Source organism: Butyrivibrio sp. DSM 10294 (assembly GCF_028539135.1).
In the GTDB taxonomy this organism is placed as follows: domain Bacteria; phylum Bacillota; class Clostridia; order Lachnospirales; family Lachnospiraceae; genus Butyrivibrio.
Genome location: NZ_JANSWL010000068.1, coordinates 25,381 through 47,603, shown reverse-complemented (window position 1 = coordinate 47,603; position 22,223 = coordinate 25,381). Strand labels below are relative to the sequence as shown.

The following is a 22,223-nucleotide window of genomic DNA, read 5'->3' as shown; positions in this document are numbered from 1 at the left end:
TAGTAATGATCCTGTTTGATTGTTAAGTTTCGCGACTACAACAATACTACTATTAGGACTTACTTTCTACTGCCTTTTTGATAAAAAGAAAATCACTGCACACAGCCTAGGCAGGCCATCGCGCAGCGATTTTGTTCAATCGCAGTTTGACGAGTTGCCGTTTTAGGAAAAGAGAACGACAACTTCCAGTTTGCGGGGAGGATTACGTGAAAATAGAAAAAGATGAAATAACAATCCGAGATTTTACGGAAACAGATCTTCCACTCATGTTTAAATGGTTGACAGATAAGAGAGTGCTGGAGTATTACGAAGGTCGTGACGTCAGGTTTACGATGGATACTTTGTCTGCACATTTTTTGGAAGAAATTCCAGATGGATTCAGAATGATCATCGAGTATAAGAAATCCCCCATCGGATATGCACAGGCCTATCAATTGAGTGGTGAATTGTTCGATGAATATGACTATCCTGACGATGGACATATAGTGTTTGCTATGGATCAGTTTATAGGTGAGCCGAAATACTGGAGTAAGGGAATAGGCTCATCTTTTTTGAAAATGATGGCTTCTCATTTGAAAGAAAATATGGCTGCGGAACGAGTTCTTCTTGACCCGCACCAAGATAATAAAAGGGCTATAAGGGCATACGAGAAAGCCGGGTTTAAAATCATTAAATCACTTCCAAAACATGAGATGTTTGAGGAAGAAAAAGTAGATTGCTGGCTGATGGAATTAGCACTGTAGATTGATGTATCAGTGTCTGCTATTGCAGAGGAGCGACGCAAGGCTTTCAAGACAAAGGAAGCAATCATTATTGGGAGCACATGAAGACCTATGTGAAGACCACAGCCAGGAATTACAAACTCCCCAATGCGCTGAAGGCTGTGGACTACGCAGTAGAAGCCCATGAAGGGCAGAAGCGAAAAAAGTCTGTTATTCCCTATATAAAGCGTTAAGGATAATGATCTTGTAAGATGGCTTTATTCCTGAAGAACTGGTCCCTTTTTCCATGCACAGAGGTGGCGATTTTTATTATTGGAGCAACAAAGACGCTAAGATATATCTCGTGAGGGGCGACAATATTGAGAATCCAAGACTTATCTGTGATAGTTTCGAGGAACTGTGCGATATTCTTAATAGGTCGGAGATTAGGAAGTGAAAGAGCTGGGGCGATTGAGACACTTATGTACATTGTATATATGGGGAAACTGATATGGATAAAAAGCGAATAGAAAAACTGAAGGAAGTCTATGCCCTTGAAGTACATCCTGAAGGTGGATGGTTTTCTGAATGTTACACATCCACTGAAGATAAGGGTGGTAGAGCACTTGCAGGAAGCATATATTTTCTTTTGGCAGGAGATGAGATTTCCCATTTTCATCAGATAGACTGCGAAGAGATATGGTATCACCATGAGGGATGTGCAGTTAAGATCACGGTGATCACGGATGGAAAGACAGAAGAACTTCTCCTTGGAAGGGACATTGAAAACGGCGAAAAGGCAATGGCAGTTATTCCCAAAGGAGCCATATTTGCTGCGGAGAATCTTGATAAGGATAGCTTTTGCTTCATGTCATGTGCTACTTCGCCTAAGTTTACTTACGACGGGTTTAGGCTTATTGGGAAAAAGGAAATAAGAGACATATGCGGTGAGGGTGCAGAACGTGTGCTGTATCTGGCACTTGTCCATTTTCATAAATGATGCCAATAAATGATCTTTCGGGAGCCCGATTTTTCGGGCTTCCTTTTTTGTACATTGGCAACCTTGATGTAAAAATTTTTCACCCAGCTTGCCATTTATGGTCGATTTTTCATGGAGTTTGCCAATGATAGGAGATTTTACATGAGTTTTGCCAAAGATGGGCGAAAATAAATAAACTTTTACACATAAAAGCGTAGATTAAATATCAATATTATGTTAATCTCGATTTATGGGAAAAGAAAAGCACCACTTATTGCAGCATGTTTTGACGGACGCGCAGCAATTTGTGATGCCAGGTTACAGTAGAGTTGCAGCCATCTGGCAAATGGCTGTGACCACTTTCTGTACACAAATCGTACCATACCCCAGGTTATTTTTCAATCAAATCTACGAGATATAACAAATATTTAATTGTTATAGCGTCTTTTGGGGTATATTCCATCTTTTCCTGGATAGTTACAAGCCAAAACAGAATAGAGGAGGTCTTTGTGAAGTATAGGTTTACTGTACCTTTAGAAGAACCAAGAAGCAAATCGTACATGAAGAGCTATCATGTATGCTTCAGCAGAAAGCTTGCACGCAAAATCTCTGCGCTTGGACAGCTCCAGTTTGACAACCTGTTATGCCTTGAGATGGACCACCGGGTGCTTTGGTACTGCGAAAGGCCGCTGAAGCAGAAATATCATGTTGATGGCAGGGCGATAACAGTCTGCCCCTCGGTCTATGTTGTCTACGCAGATGGAACAGATGCATTCCAGCTTGTCATCTCAAAACCGGATGAGAGCAGTGCAGCTGATGAATTCAGCCTGTGGGGAGTGAGCGCAAATGAACATATTGAGATACTTGGTCATAAGGATATCTATAAGGGATCATTCTGGATGCGGAATATATCATATCTGCTTGGAAAGGCCAGACGCATACATGGTATAGATGCAGGAGCAGATGATGCTTTTCTAAGGTACCTGTCCATAAAAGGCCCCATGACCATAGGCCAGCTCATAACAGCAGGAAGGATCACATCCTCATCAGGATTTGACTATCTGGCAGACCTTTATTTTAGGGGAGCCATTTCTTTTACCGGTATTGAGGACAAACAGATCTCGTATAAAACGGAGGTGCATTGTAATGGCGAACAGAAAATTTGACCGCACAGAGCTCATGGATATCAGGGTGATATGGCCGGAGCCTTTGGCGGAAGCAATGTCTGCGGAAAGAAAAGCTCTGTATGAAGCCCGTAAAAGAGCCGTTGACATGTACATAGATGGTGAGACGCTTGAGGAAATCAACAGCAAGACCGGGATAGATAAGAGCCATATCGTCAAATATGTCTCTAAGTGCTACTCAAGGGACGGAAACGGCAATTTTACTGGCTATGCAGCTCTCTGCCCCTGGAAAAAAACAAAGGGAACAGGCGATAAGGAAGGTGTGGCTTCGAACGGAAGATTTTTAAAGCTCCTTGAATGCCATGAGGAACTGATTCCTTTCATTGAGGGAAACTATTTTGGATATGAAAAATATACCCTTGAAAAGAACATGAGCCTTACAAGGCTCCACGGCAGGTTCGTGTCTGAGTGTCTTAAGATCGGCATAGGGCCTGATGATTATCCCTTAAATACGGCGTCTAAAGGATACCAGGCATTGAGGCGTTATGTGAAATCACTTGAGGCGGGGTGCGTAAAACTTGCGAACAGAAGGACTGATGAGGACTCAGCAAGGAAAGCCGCCAGTACCGGATATGGTGAGAATTACAGTCCGTCTCCTGTTGCTCCTTTTTCCTGCGGCCAGATAGACGGGCATAAGATCGATCTTTTATATATTACCCAGATAGAGCTGGACGATGGAACAGAAGTAAATGATGTGTGTGAAAGATGCTGGTTTCTGCCTGTTATAGACGTGGCGACCAGATGTATCGTCGGCTATCACATGAGCCAGGAGATAAACTATAACCAGCACGACATCTGTAAAGCTGTAAAAAATACTATCCTCCCTCACAGGAAGATGAATTATACCCTTAAAGATCTTGAAAATAAGGATATGGACGGATTCCCATCATCAAGATATCCGGAGCTTGAGTATGCCATGTTTGATGAGATCATGCTTGATAATGCGAAGTCCCACCTGACTGATCATGTAATGGATACATTTACTGAAAAGCTGGGCATTACATTAAACTATGGAGCAGTTTCAACGCCTGAGACCCGGGGTATTGTCGAGAGATTCTTTAAGACCATAGAAATAAAGGGGTTTCATACACTTCCCGGGACAACCGGCAGTAACAGCAGGGATATCAAGGCTAAAGATGCCAGGAAGCAGGCAATAAAATATGGCATCACATTTGATGAAGTATGCCAGATCATGGAGTACCTCATCTGTGAGTATAACAATACTCCTCATAGTGCGCTCCTCAACAGGACTCCGCTGGAGGTAATGGGAGAGCGTCTGGAACAGGGGATGCTGCCCCATATAGCTTCGGACATGGAAAAGAAGGAAGCTGACAGGATGCTCTTTTTTGACAAAGAGGTTACTGTACGCGGCAGCATAAAGAGTGGAAAGAGGCCACATATAAACTATCTTGGTGCCAGATACCGCGGGGATATTTTATCTGTGAACTATGAGTTTCTGGGAAAGAAGCTCTTTCTTAGGATCGATCCCGATGATATATCCAGCATTGAGGCATACAGCGAAGATTGTGATTATATCGAAAAGATACGGGCCGTAGGAGAGTATGGGCATAAGAAACACTCGATCGTCACCAGAAAGCTGGCCATAAAGTACGCAAACGCAAATAAGAAAGAACATTCGGACTTTGAAACCCCGCTGACTGATCTGGAACAGAGCCTTAAAAAGAGGGCGGCAAAGAGCAAAAAAGCCAGAACGAGAGTGGATATAATGCAGCGGGAGCAGGATGCCAAAAAGAAAGGTCCAGGCAGAAAAAAGAAGGCAGAGCTTATACCGATTGATCCAAAGGCCCGGGAAAAAGACAGGGCTCTCGATCCAAAAGTACAGGACATGACGTCAGAAGAGACCTGGATACATATGCTGAGCAATAAGGAAAGGAGGTCCCTATGATAACCGAGAGTATCTACGAAGACCAGCAGGCCATCACAGCTGCGGCAACGATTTCCTACATGCAGTCTGCAAGCTTCCATATAGCAACAAACAGTATCTTTGAGCTTTTGTACAAGATAAACGGATGGCTATTATCCGGTGTGTGCGGAGCAATGATATATGGCAGGTCACGAATAGGCAAGACATCAGCCATTGCATATATTGTGGACGCACTCCACGTAAGATACGGCAAGGAATTCCCAATAATCGTATGGTCGCTTACAGAACATGGCACCAAGGCCACTGATAAAGCATTCTATGCCGGTATACTCAATGTTCTTGGGATAGATATCGGAAAGTATAACCGCATAACAGCACTGGAACTGAAGATAAAGGTCATCAATTACATTGCCATAAAGGCTGCAGAAACGCCGTTCTTTAAGGCGGTCCTTATAATTGATGAGGCATATAAGCTGGATGGTGATGAGTATTACTGGCTGATGGATATATACAACACCCTGCGTCTTCAGCACCAGGTACAGCTGTCGATCTTCTTTGTTGGCACTCCTCAGGAGATGCTCAGCACAAAGAATGCTTTCATACTTCAGAAAAAGAACCAGATAGTAGAGCGGTTCTTCCTCAACGAGTATAAGTTCTGCGGAATAAGAAATTGCGAAGAGCTGTCATACTGCCTTGCGGAACTGGATAAGATCAAGATCCACGAAGCACTCCCTATTGACAGCAACGTAGGGCTTGCGGAATTCTTCTTCCCATACGCATATGCTGACAAAAAGGCAACATTCCTTAGTATAGCTGGAGACTACTGGGATGCATTCAATGAGGTGAAGATCAAATATTCTATCAGCGTTGAGGACATACCTATGCAGTATTTCATGCAGTCGTTCCTGCAATGTCTCATTTCATACGGCACAGGCGGTATAGGGCCACAGTATTTCCTTAGAAAGAAGGATATCGCACTTGCGATAGAAGTCACAGGATATGGGAGGATAAGTTCAGATGAGTAATATGACCATGATAAAAGATATTCCGGATCCGGCAGGTAAGCCTAAATACATGTGGAAGAAAGAATGGGTAAGGCCTCATGAATCCCTGTGGTCAGTTATGAGAAATTTCAAGATAGTAAATGGCCAATGCAGCTACAAAGAAGCTCTGAATCTTCTGGACATTGGGCCACTTACATCCAGAAAGCAGGATTTCCAGCCAGATGGTGAGTTTGTCATCTATTCCAGATATACTATTAAAGATAACTGGAGAGACAATATAAACAAGATGCTTCTGCCAGAGGATTATCACGCAGATATGGCTCCATTATCAAAACTTATGAAATATGCGCCAAGGCTTATTACACGGAAATTCTTTTATTGCCCGGAATGTATGAAATCAGGCTATCACTCATATCTGCATCAATTGTCAGGAATAAGCAAATGTCCGTTCCATCGTGAAGAAAAACTGATCATGGACTATCGCCAAACATATATATGGGGAGAAGATGAGCGTTTTAATTATGATTTTAAAGATGGGGTGTATCTAGAGCGTATCGTCACCATGTCTGTTGGATATGAACTTACTAATGAAAAAAGTCTAGAAGCAGGCCAGCTTCCAACACACTGGAAAATGTCGTCGAATTTATATGAGGAGATGGGCAGCATCAAGATTTATGATGAATATGAGAGCTTGGTAGCAGCATCTTCTTCGTCACCATTTATTAATTCAGACATATCCGGAGGAAGATTTTTTATTGAGGATGCCCGACGAAAGCCTTTTGTAGCCATCTATGACAGACAGTCCGTTGACTTACAATCCTGGAGCAATCTGATAAATGAGTGTGATCTTTATGGGATAAAAACTGATGACATTGAGTACAATGTCAGGTATCGGTTTGATCATTACAGAGTATTAGAAAACCTGATACTTTACACCATTGCCAGAAGATTTATTGAAGGGATGACGCTTGATGAAGTAAGAAGATCCGAGGGGTTTTTGATAATGGGAGGTAAGATACTAAAGGCCAGCAGTAAGGATGCCAAAGTTATGTTCCTGTGGGATTATATTGGCTGCAAACACCTTCATGGATTTTTGTCCATGAGAAGCTTTGATGACTTCAATGTTGAGGATAATAAATATGCTCTGGAAAAAAGGTACTGCGCTCAGAACCTCCTGTCACCATCCTTTATTCGTAAATATGGATTAGCAGCCGCCATGCACATATTGGAAGATCATTTCAAATTCTGTTATTTCGCGTTTTTCAGGAATTTGTCCTATGAATTGAAATGGAATAGAAACGGAGTCGGAATGAAGGATGAACTTGAACTATTCCAGGTTCCAACATATCTCACCGAAGAAAAGGGTGGACAGATTTACATTTACAAAGAAGAGTGATATTTTGAAAAGCAGCCGTAATGGCTGCTTTTCATCATTCTGTATCTATACCTTTTAGAAACTTTTTTTGATCGCGTTTTGCATAACATACACCGATCACCTGTACTGCAGCGTTCTCTACATCGATCCAGAAATAGACCAGGTAATTCTTTACCTTGATCTTTCTGACGCCTTCACTGTGCCAGAGCTCTTGCTCAACAAGGAACTGCCTTTCGGGATTCTGTGAGATTGTTTCAAATACTTCATCCAGATCATCCACCACAGGTATCGTATATCCCCGGTGCTTTATTTTTTTAATTGTTGGCAGGGGACATATGATGCAATCTGAGTCCATAGATATGTTTCCCCAAATAGGTATACGTATTAAAAAAAAATAAAATTTTTCTATTAAACGTCAAAATATTACTTTTTTATCGGATAATTAATGTGTACGTATTATTTACAGCAATGGAGAAAAACATATGTGGTTAATAATTGCTTTATTCTCAAATATCCCCCTTCTACTGATAGGTTGGATACTCATGTCCATTGGGTACTTCCTGGTGCTCAAAAAGGCAGGTTTATATCTCATATTTAAGACGTTCGGACGATGAACGACATATTCAGGAGGGCGAGTCTTTAACTGTATATGGCATATCAAGTGGCCTCTACACATATGAAACAACGGAAGATACCACCGCCACAACTCCGAATATGACGATGTTTTATTATGAATAGCATATGGGGCAGTTGGAGTCCATATTACAGAAAAGGCTGACAAATGAAAATGACAAGTAAAAAGTTTCAGAGAACAGAAACTGTCGTAAATAAAGTATATATCCGATTTATGATTCCGGCGATGCTGTCTGCTATAGGAATATCGCTGAGTGAATTTGCAGATAGTATGGTTGTTTCGCATCTGCTAAGCTCGGATGCTTTTGCAATCGTCAATCTTGGTGCACCGGTTGCTTTAATGGTTTCGATGCTTTACACCATCACAGGGATTGGCGGTTCACTTTTATTTGCGGAGTCGCTTGGAAAAAAGGACAAGGCAGGCGCTGAGAATTACTTTACCATATCCTCGTCATTAGCACTTTTTATGGGAATGCTTCTGTTTGCGTTTTTTATTGTATTTAGTCCTATGCTGGGAAATCTGTTCGGTTGTCCCGATGAATTAAGGACGGAGTTTGATGCATATATCTTGAGGTTGAGTCTGTTTGTTCCGGCCGGTGTCCTTCTTATGCATTTCAGCTATTTCCTTCCTGTCATCGGAAATCCGTTTCTTTCTATGGGCCTGGTCGTTGCGGTAAATGCTTTGAATATCGTCCTGGATGTATTTTTCATCAAAGCCGTAGGAATGGGATGTGTAGGTGCAGCGACAGCTACAACGGTATCATATATCGTCGTATTTGCCGTGACCCTGCTTATCTGGCGTTTCAGGAAATTGTCCTTGAACTTCTGCAGGTGTAAGGATATATGGACGAACGGAAAGGAAATTGTGAAAAAAGGCATGCCTTCTGGCAGCGTTCAGGCAGGTTATGCAGTGACAACGGTTTTCTGTAATCATTTCATGAATCTGGCATTTGGAATGAACGGTGTATTGGCGATGTCTCTGTTTGCTCAGTTGGATTCCTTTATTTCCATAGCTTTGACCGGCATCGTTGACAACAATGCCTCCTTTGCTGCAATGCTGAAGGGAGAAGGAGATTATTTCGGAATCCGGAGTCTGAGCAAGCGAGTTACTTTGATGATTGTAGCCGCTTGTACTTTGTTATCAGCAGCTTTTGTTATTTTCCCGCAGCAGGTAGCTGCTCTGTTTAACATCAATGATAGCGGGGCTCTTGCATTGATCAAAAGCCTTATGCCGATATATGTTTTGTATTATCCTCTTCGCAGTATAATTCTGGTTCTCAGAGATATTTACAATACATTGGACAGAAGTATGTATGCAATGCTGCTTGGTATCCTTGATAAGGTTGTTTCTATTCCTTTAGTCGGAGGCGCATTATATCTTTTATTTGGTGGATATGGACTTGTCGCTGCATTTCCGGTGAGCATGCTTCTTATCCTTTGCCTGATAGCGGGAATAAACCAGAGTATTGTAAAAAGGTCCTCGGGAAGATATTCGCCGATTTTGCTTCTGGATGAAGAGTATCCCATGAAGTCGCTGTGCAGTTATTCGGTTAATTCTCTGGATGATGTGGCAGGGGTTGGGGCATATATCGGAAATAGCCTCTCTGATATGGCGCCAGGTGCAGATATATCAAATAAACTATGCCTTGCCGCGGAAGAGATGGGAATATATATCATTGATCACTGCGGCGTTGGTACGGCTGTGGATTTTCTCATCAGTTCCAACGAAAGAGAGTACATACTTACCTGCAGAAGTCCCGGGAAGCCCTTTTACCCCATAGCGGAAGAGAATAGAGAGTTATCTCCGAATGAATTGATTCTGACGGGACTTTTTGAGATCCGGCATGAGTATGTATTCGGACTGAATTCAACCAAACTTACGATAGGAGTAAATGCATGAAAGGTAGAATTGTTGTCGCAGAGCCCATGTCCACCGCATTCAATTTTCTTGAGGACATTAGGGAAAGAGGATATGAACCGGTTATACTTGAATCATATATTCCTGAAGGATATGCAAGAGACATGATGGATGCAGAACGACGGATCAAGTATTCCAGGATTGATTATCCTATTCAGATAATCAAGGAGGATGTAGATTATGAGGCTACTTTGCGCAAAGTGCGTGCTCTTGATCCGCATCTTGTAATCGCTGGCGGGGAGGAAGGTGTTATAGTAGGCACCCGGCTTGCGGAAGATCTTGGAATGGTGGGTAATTCATTTTCCAATATTCCGAATATGACAGAGAAAAGCGTTATGCATAAAACTCTAAAAGAAGCAGGATTGAGATATATCCGGGGAGAAGAGGTTTCGTCCTGTGAAGATTGTCTTTCGTTTCTGAAAACAACAGGAACCGACGATGTTGTGCTGAAGCACGTTCATGGTTGTGCATCTGTGGGAGTACATCTTGTCCATGGAAAGAAGGAACTGCTTGACGCATTTGAACAGGAGAGGGCGGCACATAACAATATGTTCGGTGAAGCCGAAAACCGGCTCATGGTGCAGGAGCGTATCTTTGGTGAGGAGTACATAGTAAATTCCATCAGCAGAAACGGTATTCCTGCATTGACATCCATCTTTCGGTATCATAAAAAAAGATTGCCTACAGGAGCTATCGTATACAGAGGCCTTGAAGTAATCGATGAGCCTGACGAAAAGGAGAAGGAACTTGTCGAATACGCATTTCAGGCGGTTAAGGCTCTGGGAATAAAGGATGGACCTGTACATGGCGAATATATGATAGATGATAAAGGTCCGGTGCTGATTGAAGCGAATTGTCGGGTGATGGGAGGGAGTGCTCCCAGAGGATTTCTTGACAGGATTTTCGGGTATCATGAAACCGATATAGTACTGGATTGCTTGCTGGATGCTGAGTTTCACAAGGAATTTTCCAGGAGACCGTATCGGCCTTTTCGGAAAGGATATGTCAAGGATTTTTATTCTGCAGGAGAAAGATCAATTAAGGCATCAGGTATTATTCCAATCCTGCTCAACATGAGAAGCTATTATTCCGGGTGGGTGGAAAATGCCGGAAAGACGGATATAATTCCGGAGACAGTTGATCTTGAAACAGAGACAGGCTGTGTTTATCTTGTTCATGACGATCCGGAAGTATCCAAAAGTGATTTTGATATCCTTATGCGTTTGGAAGAAGAATATCCGGATTTACTGCACACGGAAAAGTCCTTGTTTCTTCCCCCGACTAATGAATCAGATATTACTCCGGAGATAAAGGATATTTTGAACAGGGATCCTGAAACTTTGATCTTAGATATTCTTAGATTTTATAAAAACGGAGCTAAGGGGAAGGCAATTGTTCCCAAGGAGCTGCTGGAAGCAAATCCTTACAATCAGGGGATCATGGAAATACTTAAACTAATATAGAGAATCTAAATTTCAAGCTGTCAGGCTATCACAAATGATGGAATGATTCCCGGCTTTTTATTGCATACTCTACAGGTGGTGACGGCATCTTCAACAAACGATACCCATTATACCCCTGAGCAGGATATCTTAAGTCTCTTGGGAGATGAATACAATATTTGAATATTTGTTATTCTGTCCAGGGAAGTTTGATGTTTGGAAGCTCCAATTCATTCACATCCTGCAGGTCGTACACAATCCCATTTTCCTCCAGCTCCTTCAGAAAGGCATTCACAAAAACAGGGCTTGAAAATGTCTGGAGAAAATCAAGGGTGAAACGTCCATTCACCGCGGATATTTCTACAGTTAAGCCATCAGCAGCAGAGGAGGTCCAAGCCCGGAAATCACGGATATACTGCTCGGCTTCATGATAGTTGGCCTTGCCAACATAACTCACTGTGGCAGTTATGACCCTGGCCGCCAGAGCACTGATATAGCTCGTCACGCCAAGGCGCTCCTGGTCGTTTTCTTTGGAGAGAATAAGGCCATTGATTCCTTTGATGGAGGCTACTCCCATCAGAACATTTTCCTCCTGATTCTGTGCTAAGACCATACCTCTGTAAGCGGTGGCCTGCTGGTCAAGAGGCCAGTCGCGCATTTTATCCTTGTATTCCAGCATAATGCCGCCGACCAGACTTTGATGTGCTGTAGGTGCGTGAAGTGCCTTTCTTTGATTCACGCACAGTGTGATACGGATGATGTCATTCGCATCCGGGAACAGCTTCGCAATGGCCCGGCTGAGCAGCAGAGAGACCATGGTTCCGGGGCTGCCATCGTTGTCCAGATTGAATTTCATGAACTCGGATTCAGATATGGCGATGCTGTAAACAGTACTCCGGTGATCCTCCTCCAGTCCTGCAGATGCGATAAGGTTCAGCGCGTCTGACATCTCTTCGTTGCGTCTGGGGGTCGGAAGATCGGTCCTGTTCGCCACGGGGTCGATCCACTCCGCCTTAGGAATTTCATCACCAACCAGGCGGATGCCATTTTCCTTCAGTCTGACGTCATACCGCTTAGAGCAATAGTAATAGAGGAGCGTACGCACTATCTCATACGCGCCTGTCCCATCTGTCATGCCGTGAAACACATCCAGAATGATCCAGTTATCCTGCCAGCAAAACGCGATCATGTGATAATTGGAATCCTCGGAATTCAAAGCCACGCCGTGAAGCGAGTGGGTGATTACAACAGGCCGATGGTTTTCTGCGAATATGTACTGGTTATCCCTTTTTTGCAATTCGACGCAAAAATAAGGGTATCTTTGCATGGTGGTATCTACGGCATGGCGGAGTATGTCCGGATCGATCAGGTCTCGCATACGAATCCGTATTCTGATTTCATTGGGTCTTTCTTTGCTTGTTACATATAACGGACGTAATTCCAGAAACAGTTTCTGTTCCATATGAGCCTCCATATATACTGCTTTGATAGAATAATAATAGTTCAGGTACAGCCCGCTTTCAAGTTATAACGGCGCTGTCATTTTTTTAAGAAAGTATTAATGGAAAGTTAACGGAATAATAATAATGTTAGTGTGCGGTAAACTGATAAAATTAAAAGGTAAAAAGGGAAATAGCCGATAAAATATGGTAAATCTTCTGTAAAGATAAGCAATGTGATAAGAAAGGGAAAGGCAATGAGCAGTGATGGTTGTGCGTTAAGAAAGCACGAGGATAACCTTAATGTCTGTGGGATAGGGGTTGTAATCTTAAGTGCCTGGGATGTTTTTAAGGCTGCGATGCAGTTTCTGACAAAAGTAAAAGACGTTATAGGCGACTATTTAGAGCAGTTTGAAGAAGGGGAAAAGGGGTATGCACTGTTATTTTTTATTGTGTTTATTGCTATTGTCCTTTTAGGCATAGGCTTGATTTTTTGGCTGCATGCTTACATAGGCTTCAATGCTTCAAGAGCTGCCAAAAGGCTGCCCTACAAAAAGGGATATTATGCGTGGGCCATAATCCTTTTGGTATTATCAGTACTTAGCCTGCCTGATTATATAGAAAAATTAGGCAATTTAGAGGAAATCGAAACAACTGTGGCCTCACTTATCATAGATCTGACTTCTATTTATATATTGGGAACTGTTGTCGTATCAACAAGAAAAATAAAGGCGCTAAGAAGTGCGCAGACTCAGGAGTGAATAAATTATGCAGGAAGATTTTCATTACTATGCAACGTACTGTGCAGCTTTTCTGGCTGGGTATGACCATGAAGAGAGCCAAAAAGTAGCCTATAGCGCCCAATTTGTGGATCTTTGTACAAGGACTCTGCTTGCGAAGATAAAAGGCCCCTCAAACGCTGCAACGACTCAGATGCAGCTGGAACTTATGGATGCCAGGACTGATCCTGTGGGACTTCAGGATATCACAAGGATATGGTCAGCTTTCCATTTCTTGCCCAGGGACCTTTATGCTCAAAAGAAAGGGTGCTCAAAGCAGTATCTGGATAAATACAGACTTATATGCGGACCCAATGGAGACCTTGTGGTAAAGACCGTAGAGCTTGCAAAGGATAAGCCCCTGGAATCTGTTGGAATTGCGATGCATGTACTTGCTGATACCTGGGCTCATGCTAATTTTGCTGGAACTCCTTCGCTTGTAATCAACAATACAAATTACTATTTCTATGAGCTGTTTCCGGATGGAGATGGTTACAGAGAAAAACAGATAACCTTTGTTCATAAGAGATCAACGCCTGATGACCTTGAGAACAGTGTTTATACAAACAGTTTATATCAGACCAGCGAAAACTCTATTATGAACCTTGGTCACGGAAGAGCAGGACATCTTCCGGATTATAGCTTTGTTAGATATAAATATCTTCCTATGTGGGCAGAGTATGAGGAGCTTATAAAGGATAATCCAAGTGACTATCTGAAGGCTTTTACTCAGATGATCTACGCCATGAAGTTTATAAGAGGTGATATTACAACCTTTGAAAAGGATACTTATGACATGAAGGCTGTAGAGGCTCATCTTGACAGGATAAAAGAGATCATTGAAAAAAGGCAGCTTTTGGCCTGTGATGACTGGAAGGCTTTTGGCGAGGATTTATCCGGACAAAAGATAGAGGATCATGTTATAGATAAATATTTTGCTGAGTACGCCGGAAGCTCAAACAAGGATGATACTTTTATCGGAAGATTTACAAGGGGTGCAATTGCACACAAAGGCATGGTAATTGATGCTATACAGAAATCTAACAACAAACTTGCCGGCGTTGTAAGAAAATAAAGAAGAGGGTTTAACATGAGTGGTTTTCAGAGAATACGTGGAGTTTTGATCGGGCTTGTCATGCTGATCGTTGCAATTATTTTCATAGTTTATCCGTCAGAGGATGTGTATACACTTATTGTTGCCATTCTTGCCCTTGGTCTGGCTATAGCAGGCATCAGGGACATAATCTTCTATTTCAGGATGGCCAGACATATGATCGGTGGCAAGATGATCCTGATCCAGGGAGCTATAATCTTTGATTATGCCATTCTTACAGGGGCTCTGGCAAGTGTTCCAAAGATATACATTCTTTTGTACCTGATAGGTATTCATGCTTTTTCCGGTGTCGTTGAGATACTTCGGGCTATGGAGGCCAAAAATTCAGTTGAAGGACCATGGAAGATGAAATTTGGACATGGACTTGTAAACCTCGCACTTGCCGCTGCGTGTCTGATATTTATAAGAAATTCCAATACTGCGATCATGATCTACAGTATCGGACTAATTTATTCAGCCATAATGAGGATATTTAATGCATTCCAGAGAACATCCTTTATCCTCATACAGTAGACCGGATGCTTAATACTTTTGTAAACGAGAGGGAATATTTGTGAGCCTGGAAAAAGAGAAAACTCTAAATGCACTAAAACGTAAAAAGAGAATTGGTATTGCTCTGATCATCGTTTTGACTCTCGCTTTTGGCGGTTTTTTGACATGGCGTGTAGATAACGTGGCAAGCAGGTACGAAATGGAATCCCGAACCATGGGAATGAGAGTGTTGGACGACATTATAGTTCATGAGCTTATGGCTACGGGGGACTTAAAGGAAAACTACGCCCTGAAGGCTGAGCTTAATGGCATTGAGACAGTATATAACACAAAGCTTCTCATTTTTTCTGCTTCTGATAACGGGGCAGGCCAACACATGGTCCTCTATTCCTCGCAGGATTTGCCTGGCTATGAGACAGCAGAGGAATATGGTATCAAAGAAGAAATGACTGCGAATGTACATGAGGCCGATGAAGTGACGGCTGATATGCTTATGCGCGAGGCGAAAGGGATAGTTATAGATGGGATCCCTTATTTTATCTTTTTGCAAAAAAGAACAGATTCCTCTTTGAGAGAGGGAATGATATTTGCCTATATAATTCCGGTTCTGAAAACAAGTTTGATCATGATCGAGCAGATGCTGATCATTTCTCTTGTTTTTTTGATCATTGCAATCGTGCTGTTTGTATGGATTTATGCCACCATTAAGCTGGTGTTTGACCATTCGCTGAATAACGAACAAAGAGAAATGCTTGGCAGAAAAAAGATAATCAGGCGTATTGGGAACGGTATTTCAATCGGAGGAATTATCATTTTAATATTTGCACTCCTGTTCATAGCTCTTTCACGACTTTTTACAGTTTATCAGCAGGTGGACAATTCTTTTTCTGTACTAGCTCAGCGGATTAAGGATAACAAGGATCAGGAAGAGTCCGCAATTGCTCTTAATAAAGAAAAATATACAAACTATGCGACAGAAATTGCAAAGGATATCACAGCTAACCCCGGCAGAGCTGGTTCGAGTTATTTACAGAACAGATGTGATGAGATTGGAGCGGATTACATAATACTTTTCGATGAAAATGGTGATGAGTACGTATCTAATGCCGGTTTCGTGGGACTTAGTCTTGAGACAGATGCCTCAGCTTCCACATATGAATTCAGGAGACTGTTAAATGGTGTACCGTCTATTCTGCATGATCTGGATACAGACGAGTTAACCGGGCGGACTTCTGTACTTGTTGGTGTCAGGATGGGGAAACCTGAATATACAGGGCACTATAAGGCACTGCTTATGTCCGTACCCAGTGGGGTGATTTATGCAGGAGCTGAAAAGGATGTGGGAACCATCATGTCCGAACTGGTTTATGATGGCATGGAGGCCTTTGCCGTAGATCCTGAGACCAGGGAGATTATTGCCGCCAGTGATGATTCACTTGTTGGGAAAAATGCCACTGCTCTGGGACTTGAAGAAAAAGTGCTTACCGGCGGATATAAGGATTGTTTTAGTTTTAATGGAAGACAGTACTATGGAAAATGCGAGGAAATTGATGGTATTCTTTACTATTATGCATCTGAAGGGGCGGAAATCTGGAAAAACATAATAGGATATGTGCTTTCTGTGGTTGCTATCTACTTCATTTTGATCATGATTCTTGTTGTTTACATGATGTATGGTTATGAAAAGTTTTTTGAGATCTGGTCAAATATAGGAGACCAGCTTAAGGCTGTCAATACGCTAAGGGATAAAGACGGAAGAGAAAAAATCTCAATCGACCCTTCAAAAAGATGGAAAACATATACTTCTGACTATGGAGCCCTTGCTCCCATACATGAGGCCAAGAGGGTCCTTAATATAGCTCTTGTTATCAGCATCGCTGCTTTGACGATTGTTTTGGGGTCAGATTACGCCGAGGTATTTAGTCCCATGATTACCTATGTACTGCATGGGACCTGGTCTAAGGGATGGAATCTGTTTTCTTTTACTAATATCTTTATTATGGCCTGCGAGATATTTGCAGTTGCTACAGTTCTAAATTTTATCATTACTTTGAGTATCAATCTTATGGGGACTAAGGGAGAAACAATAGGAAGGCTCCTGTTAAGTCTTGTAAAGTATGCGAGTATTATTCTTTTCATATACATGATGATGCTTAACCTCGGGTTTGATCCAAGAACACTGCTTGCTTCCCTGGGTCTTATCACCTTTGCGGTTTCACTTGGGGCACAGGAGCTGATAAAAGATATTCTTGCCGGTTTATCCATGGTATTTGAGGGCGAATACCAGGTGGGCGATATTATCGAAGTAGGCGGCTTTAGAGGAAAGGTTCTGGAGGTTGGCGTGCGAACCACGAAATTGGAGGGACGCGGAGGCAATATCCTCATCATCGGAAACAGTAATGTCAGCAATGTCGTAAATATGACACGAATGAATTCCTGGTATCCCCTTGAACTTAGATTTTCCGGCGGGGCCTCTTTTCCGGCGACTGAGGAGCTGCTTATAAAAGAGCTTCCGACAATAGGAGCAAACATTCCTGAGATTATCTCGGGGCCGATCTATAAAGGAATCATAGGCCTTAGCGGCGATGTGGTCACAGTTTCTATCATTTCGGAGTGTGATGAATCTGATATCCATAAGGTTGAACGCTCCTTAAACAAGGAAATCCGGGAAATGCTAGAGAAAAATGGGATAAAACTATTGTAAGAATGAATAGTAAAGGAGAAATAACATGTGGCTGATCATTGCTTTATTTTCAAACATTCCTATTTTAATCATTGGATGGATACTAATGTCCATTGGGTATTTTCTGGTGCTTAAAAAGACAGACTTAAGGAGATGGACAGCTGTGGTGCCATTTCTTGCAGAGCGGGAGCTTTCAACTGTTCTGTTTAAGAGAATGCGAACCTTCTACAGATCCTTTGCAATAGCGGCGATTCTTATGCTCGGAGCCATTTACTTAGGGCCTAAGGAGAGCAAGGGCTGGATGTTTACCAATATCGCAGCAATAGTTTATGAGTTATTCTTAATACGTTTTTATTTCAGGCTCTCAAAGGCATTTGGCAAAAAGAAATTTTTCACGCTTTTACTGGTTCTTTTCCCGGTAGTCTTTCTTTCTGTTTTAGGGCTTGGAAAGGCCACTTTCGCGCGTCCTGACCTTGGACCTGTAAAGCAGCATGGAAAAGTAGTAGGATTCCTTCTTAAAGCCGGACTTGTAGTTGTGTCTGTTCTTGAGATTGGAATCTTCGGTTTTATAGTTGGTAAACAGTCTGTGAGTACTACACCGCCTTCTCTTTTGATTTATAAGCAACTTGATGAAATTAGCAGCGCCCTTAGTGGCATTGAAGGAAACTCAGATGTAATAAAAAGAGAGGATTACCTTGGTTCTGCAAGGATTAAAGAGTTTGATCCAAGTAGAGAACATTTTTACACAGACTATTCAGACGCTCAAAATGTAGTGGTTCTTACTTATGTAATAGGATCCAACCTTGAGGACAAGGCGGGACTTGCTTCCCTTAATTTAAGGCAGATAAAAGAAGCAACAAAGCAGGGAGATGGAGTCACATTTGTCATGCAGGCAGGCGGCTGCGGCAGATGGTTTACAAAAGGAATAAAAAATGAAACCGTGGCCAGATATGAAATAAAAGGTGGCAATCTCACCATGTTAGAGGACGTGCCTGATGATACATGTATGAGCCGGGAAGAAGCTCTTTCAGATTTTCTTACCTGGGCAAAAGAGAAGTACCCGGCTGACAGATATATGCTGTTATTCTGGGATCATGGCGGCGGAGTATTCATGGGGTATGGTCAGGATGATCTGAATAAGAGACAAGAAGGTAACGGCACGATGCCGGTCAGCGAGCTAATCAGCGCAATAGACAATAGTGGTATCAAATTTGACCTTATTGGGTTTGATGCCTGCCTGATGCAGGACATCGAAATTGCAGCTGCACTTGAGCCTTATACGGATTATTATCTTGCATCTGAAGAAGTTGAGGGAGGCTGCGGATGGTACTATGTATCACCTTTCGGTAAGCTTGCTCAGGATCCTACTATGCCAACCGAATCCCTTGCTACTGATATTATTTCTTGTTTTGATCAGCTTAATACTGCTGTAGCAGATGGAAAAACTGATACAAGGTCAACACTTTCATTAATAGATACATCCCTGGCAAAAACAGCATATGCTAAGCTTAGCGGCCTATTCGCTAAAACAGATGACGCAGTAAAGAACAGCAAAAAGGATTTTGCGGATGTAGCAGTAGCAGCTAATGATGCATATGCATTTAGCAGTGACCTTCAGATTGACCTAATAGACTTTTTGTCTAAGCTTAAAGAAGCAGATTATGACAATACCATTGCTGCAGATGAAGATATTGATGAGGTAATAGATTCAGTCAGAGCCAGTATCTTATATAGGAATAAGAATTCTGCAGACGGCATAAACGGTGAAGCATTCGCATTCCCGTATAAATTCACGTTTGCCTACACAGATACCAGAAAGCAGCTTGTGGCTTTAGGAAATGAGAATGAATACAGGCTCTATGATGATGCATTCAGTATCATGGCAGCTCAGAAGAAAAAGGCAATGGAAAGCGAGGAATACGTTTCCAACGCTCTACTGGAAACCCTTTTATCTTCATCCAGTACTACAGAAATGTTAAATAATCTCGTCCTAAAAATGCAGGATGACACACAAGAAGAATGGTATATAGAAGGCTTTGAAGATTATGACAACAGCGAGGCACTTGTGGATATTCCTTTGAGCAAAGAAGGTGAAGGGTACAGTCTGGAGCTAGATGAGAGTATTTGGGAAATCATAGCTGACTGTAAGACTAATCTTTATCAGGTAGAAAATGCTGGTGAAATGAAGTATCTGGGATCAAGCCATTTTGGCAAAAATGATTCAAAGGGCCATCCAATGGTTGGTGTCACAGGAAATTGGGTCTATATTGGTGGTGAGCTTGTAAGCTACGATGCAGAGCCTGTAAAAAAGACGGATGAGGGCTATGTATATAATGGAAGAGTAAAAGCAAAGCTTGCCGGTGAAGATATTATTTTATACATTGAGTGGAATCCTGTTCAGAATGAAGGCGATCTACCGACAGAAGGAACTATTGTCGGATATGACAACAGCTTCTCTGAAGCTGTAGGAGCGATCCTTGATTCAAAGGGAATGGGAAAGCTGGAGGCCGGAGACACTCTGCAGTTTGTATTTGACAGATACACACAGGATGGTGAGCTAACAAGCTCTACAACAGAAGGAAGGCCTGTTGTTGTACCAGCTAGCGGCAGTCCGAAGGTTGAATTCAAAGCAATAGAGGATGGTGACTATATAATTGGCGGAGTTTTAACTGATGTATATCAGAGAAAGATGACTTCAAAGATAGTAAACGTGCAGTAAAAAGTTAGGATATTTAAAATAATATAACAATGTGTAAGGAGAGTCTCAAGCATGGAAAGACAAAAGAAGATCATTAATCACAAAATTTTTAATGAACACTGGTTTATTGGATCCATATTGCTTATTATCTGGGGGTACCTTTTTACATACTTTATCTCAGTTATAGTGGCGGTAATTTTGGGAAATGTGATTCCGCTTCCGAAAGAAGAAATCATGTATATAGGAATGATACTTGGAGCATTATTGACTTTACTTGTTCATAAAAGGTGGTTTTATCCTGAGTATGAGGGTTCCCTAAAGACAAAAGATCTTAAAAGATGGTTAATTATAGGCTTAATTATCCTTGTTATCGTGCTGCTTCCTGATATTATTACTTCGCTTATTCTAAAAACTAATTTGGGAGCACCGACTCTTCACTCTGTACTAATGGCAGGTGTTGCAGGAACTGTTGAAGAGACCGTTTTCAGAGGACTTCCTGTGTCATATCTGATGAGGCAAAATAAAAAGAAGTCACATATAATATGGATAGCAATAGTGACTTCTTTGATATTTGGATCAGTTCATGGTTTCAATTTTTTTGCCGGTGCTACACTTCTGGCGGCGCTTTTACAGGTTATTTCAACCAGTGCGGCAGGATTTTTGCTCTGTGCACTATTTATCAGGAGCGGAAGTTTACTTCCTTCAATGCTCATGCATACAATAAATGATGTTTATGCTTTTATGAATTTGGATCTGGTTTCTGAAGCTGGAGTAATGGAAGGCACTTTAAAAACCTCTGATATAGTTCTCAATATGATTCTATCTGTTTTACAGATCATTATTGCGATATATCTTTTACATCCATCGGCATGGGATGAAATTATGGAAACCTGGAACCGGAAATGGGGTAAAGAGAATTAAATCGTGATAAATATAATGCGCCGAACTTTCGTTCGGCGCATTGCTTTTAATTCCAGATTTCAGTTGGCTTTTTATTATTTTTGCTTCCCCATAGATAAACTGCAATGCTGCTTAATATTATAAGTGCTATAGCTACAATTGTTGCTTCAACACCAAATCCTACGTTATATGCAAAACTATCCATGGCTGTAGATGCATCTAGTTTAAAGATTGAAACTGGCGATACGTTACCACTGTTTGGAAGTCCAAATATAATGTTCTGGGTGAAATTCCAGGCTGCGTGTGCTGCCATCGGCATCCATATTGAATCGCAATAATAAACCATAAGTGAATAGAGAAGTCCAACAAAAAAAATACTAAGAAGAGCAAGTGGAGACACTCCCGGATTAACTGCATGCAGCAGTGAAAACAGCAGAGCATTTCCTACAACCGCTATAGCAGGATTTTTATATCCCCTTCTTAATCTCTGATACAGAAAGCCCCTGCAAAGTAATTCTTCTGCGCTGGACTGAATAAATACAACTATAAAAAGTGGTATTACCTGCAATAGATTTAATGAATCAAAATAAATATGGATATCTTTATGCAGCAAAGCCACCATAATGCAAAATGCATTTTGAGCAAAACCAATTAAAAGACCTAAAAGCAGGTATTTCACTGTATTTCCTTTGCAAAAAGGTGTTAAAGCATTAATTATTGGTCTGTTTTTTTTGGTAAAATAGCAATAAAGTAAAGCTATAATCCATATTCCCAGGAAGGTTAAATATTGTTGAAATATTGTTAGAAAATCAACATTGTTATCGTTGATAATCGGTTTCAATAAAATATTAGTGATTACGAGAAATCCCGTCTGCCCGACAAACATCATCACAATTGTCACTATAAGCGGAATAAGAAAGAAATCATTCCATTTATACTGATCCGTGTGCAGGTTCTTAAAAAAGTTTTTCTGTTCGTTGCTTCTTTCTGCCATATT

Annotated in this window: 18 protein-coding genes; 15 read left to right on the top strand and 3 right to left on the bottom strand. The window is 41.7% G+C overall.

Annotated elements, in window-relative coordinates; translation table 11 throughout:
• Positions 1 to 212: 212 nt before the first annotated feature.
• The 7 genes from NXH67_RS07270 to NXH67_RS07240 all read left to right on the top strand — a co-directional run bounded on the left by NXH67_RS07270 (position 213) and on the right by NXH67_RS07240 (position 7,149).
• Positions 213 to 743: a GNAT family N-acetyltransferase gene (locus NXH67_RS07270; protein ID WP_330676637.1), complete on the top strand. Its 531-nt coding sequence runs from the start codon at positions 213 to 215 to the stop codon at positions 741 to 743.
• 80 nt (positions 744 to 823) lie between these two features.
• Positions 824 to 955 (top strand): hypothetical protein, encoded by a 132-nt coding sequence (locus NXH67_RS07265; RefSeq protein WP_022779882.1) that lies wholly within the window; start codon positions 824 to 826, stop codon positions 953 to 955.
• 257 nt (positions 956 to 1,212) lie between these two features.
• Positions 1,213 to 1,701 (top strand): cupin domain-containing protein, encoded by a 489-nt coding sequence (locus NXH67_RS07260; RefSeq protein WP_272796919.1) that lies wholly within the window; start codon positions 1,213 to 1,215, stop codon positions 1,699 to 1,701.
• 488 nt (positions 1,702 to 2,189) lie between these two features.
• The gene (locus NXH67_RS07255; protein WP_272796918.1) at positions 2,190 to 2,846 is read left to right on the top strand and encodes a hypothetical protein; all 657 of its coding nucleotides are present in this window, start codon (positions 2,190 to 2,192) and stop codon (positions 2,844 to 2,846) included.
• Positions 2,827 to 4,770 carry a hypothetical protein gene (locus NXH67_RS07250; RefSeq protein WP_272796917.1) on the top strand — a complete coding sequence of 648 codons (1,944 nt, stop codon included), beginning with the start codon at positions 2,827 to 2,829 and terminating at the stop codon, positions 4,768 to 4,770. The genes NXH67_RS07255 and NXH67_RS07250 overlap by 20 nt, the downstream gene beginning before the upstream one ends.
• Positions 4,767 to 5,774 (top strand): ATP-binding protein, encoded by a 1,008-nt coding sequence (locus NXH67_RS07245; RefSeq protein WP_272796916.1) that lies wholly within the window; start codon positions 4,767 to 4,769, stop codon positions 5,772 to 5,774. Before NXH67_RS07250 ends, NXH67_RS07245 begins: the two co-directional genes overlap by 4 nt.
• Positions 5,767 to 7,149, top strand: a complete 1,383-nt coding sequence (locus NXH67_RS07240; RefSeq protein WP_272796915.1) for a hypothetical protein — start codon at positions 5,767 to 5,769, stop codon at positions 7,147 to 7,149. Before NXH67_RS07245 ends, NXH67_RS07240 begins: the two co-directional genes overlap by 8 nt.
• Before the next feature lie 34 nt (positions 7,150 to 7,183).
• Here NXH67_RS07240 and NXH67_RS07235 read toward each other — a convergent pair whose 3' ends face one another.
• The gene (locus NXH67_RS07235) at positions 7,184 to 7,483 is read right to left on the bottom strand and encodes a type II toxin-antitoxin system RelE/ParE family toxin (protein WP_051689341.1); all 300 of its coding nucleotides are present in this window, start codon (positions 7,481 to 7,483) and stop codon (positions 7,184 to 7,186) included.
• 432 nt (positions 7,484 to 7,915) lie between these two features.
• Here NXH67_RS07235 and NXH67_RS07230 point away from each other — a divergent pair, with 432 nt between their 5' ends.
• Together NXH67_RS07230 and NXH67_RS07225 are read left to right on the top strand one after the other, a co-directional pair.
• Positions 7,916 to 9,661: an MATE family efflux transporter gene (locus NXH67_RS07230; protein WP_272796914.1), complete on the top strand. Its 1,746-nt coding sequence runs from the start codon at positions 7,916 to 7,918 to the stop codon at positions 9,659 to 9,661.
• Complete coding sequence (locus NXH67_RS07225; RefSeq protein ID WP_272796913.1) at positions 9,658 to 11,142, top strand: ATP-grasp domain-containing protein; 1,485 nt, start codon at positions 9,658 to 9,660, stop codon at positions 11,140 to 11,142. Before NXH67_RS07230 ends, NXH67_RS07225 begins: the two co-directional genes overlap by 4 nt.
• Positions 11,143 to 11,311: 169 nt before the next feature.
• Here the strand turns inward: NXH67_RS07225 and NXH67_RS07220 are convergent, their stop codons facing one another.
• Positions 11,312 to 12,583 (bottom strand): hypothetical protein, encoded by a 1,272-nt coding sequence (locus NXH67_RS07220; RefSeq protein WP_272796912.1) that lies wholly within the window; start codon positions 12,581 to 12,583, stop codon positions 11,312 to 11,314.
• Between the two features lie 234 nt (positions 12,584 to 12,817).
• Between NXH67_RS07220 and NXH67_RS07215 the strand changes: the two genes are divergently transcribed.
• From NXH67_RS07215 to NXH67_RS07190, 6 genes are all read left to right on the top strand, one after another.
• Positions 12,818 to 13,321, top strand: coding sequence for a hypothetical protein (locus tag NXH67_RS07215; RefSeq protein WP_272796911.1), 504 nt, complete (start codon positions 12,818 to 12,820; stop codon positions 13,319 to 13,321).
• 7 nt (positions 13,322 to 13,328) lie between these two features.
• On the top strand, positions 13,329 to 14,414 hold the full coding sequence (locus NXH67_RS07210; RefSeq protein ID WP_272796910.1) for a DUF6765 family protein: 1,086 nt from the start codon (positions 13,329 to 13,331) through the stop codon (positions 14,412 to 14,414).
• A 15-nt stretch (positions 14,415 to 14,429) separates the two neighbouring features.
• On the top strand, positions 14,430 to 14,966 hold the full coding sequence (locus tag NXH67_RS07205) for a DUF308 domain-containing protein (RefSeq protein WP_272796909.1): 537 nt from the start codon (positions 14,430 to 14,432) through the stop codon (positions 14,964 to 14,966).
• A 40-nt stretch (positions 14,967 to 15,006) separates the two neighbouring features.
• Positions 15,007 to 17,649, top strand: coding sequence for a mechanosensitive ion channel family protein (locus NXH67_RS07200; protein ID WP_272796908.1), 2,643 nt, complete (start codon positions 15,007 to 15,009; stop codon positions 17,647 to 17,649).
• Positions 17,650 to 17,734: 85 nt separating this feature from the next.
• Positions 17,735 to 20,347, top strand: a complete 2,613-nt coding sequence (locus tag NXH67_RS07195; protein ID WP_272796907.1) for a clostripain-related cysteine peptidase — start codon at positions 17,735 to 17,737, stop codon at positions 20,345 to 20,347.
• Positions 20,348 to 20,398: 51 nt separating this feature from the next.
• The gene (locus NXH67_RS07190) at positions 20,399 to 21,247 is read left to right on the top strand and encodes a CPBP family intramembrane glutamic endopeptidase (RefSeq protein ID WP_272796906.1); all 849 of its coding nucleotides are present in this window, start codon (positions 20,399 to 20,401) and stop codon (positions 21,245 to 21,247) included.
• Between the two features lie 46 nt (positions 21,248 to 21,293).
• On the opposite strand, the gene NXH67_RS07185 is transcribed toward NXH67_RS07190, so the two are convergent.
• A complete protein-coding gene (locus tag NXH67_RS07185; protein WP_207643597.1) occupies positions 21,294 to 22,220 on the bottom strand; it encodes a CPBP family intramembrane glutamic endopeptidase in 927 nt (308 codons plus the stop codon).
• Positions 22,221 to 22,223 lie beyond the last annotated feature (3 nt).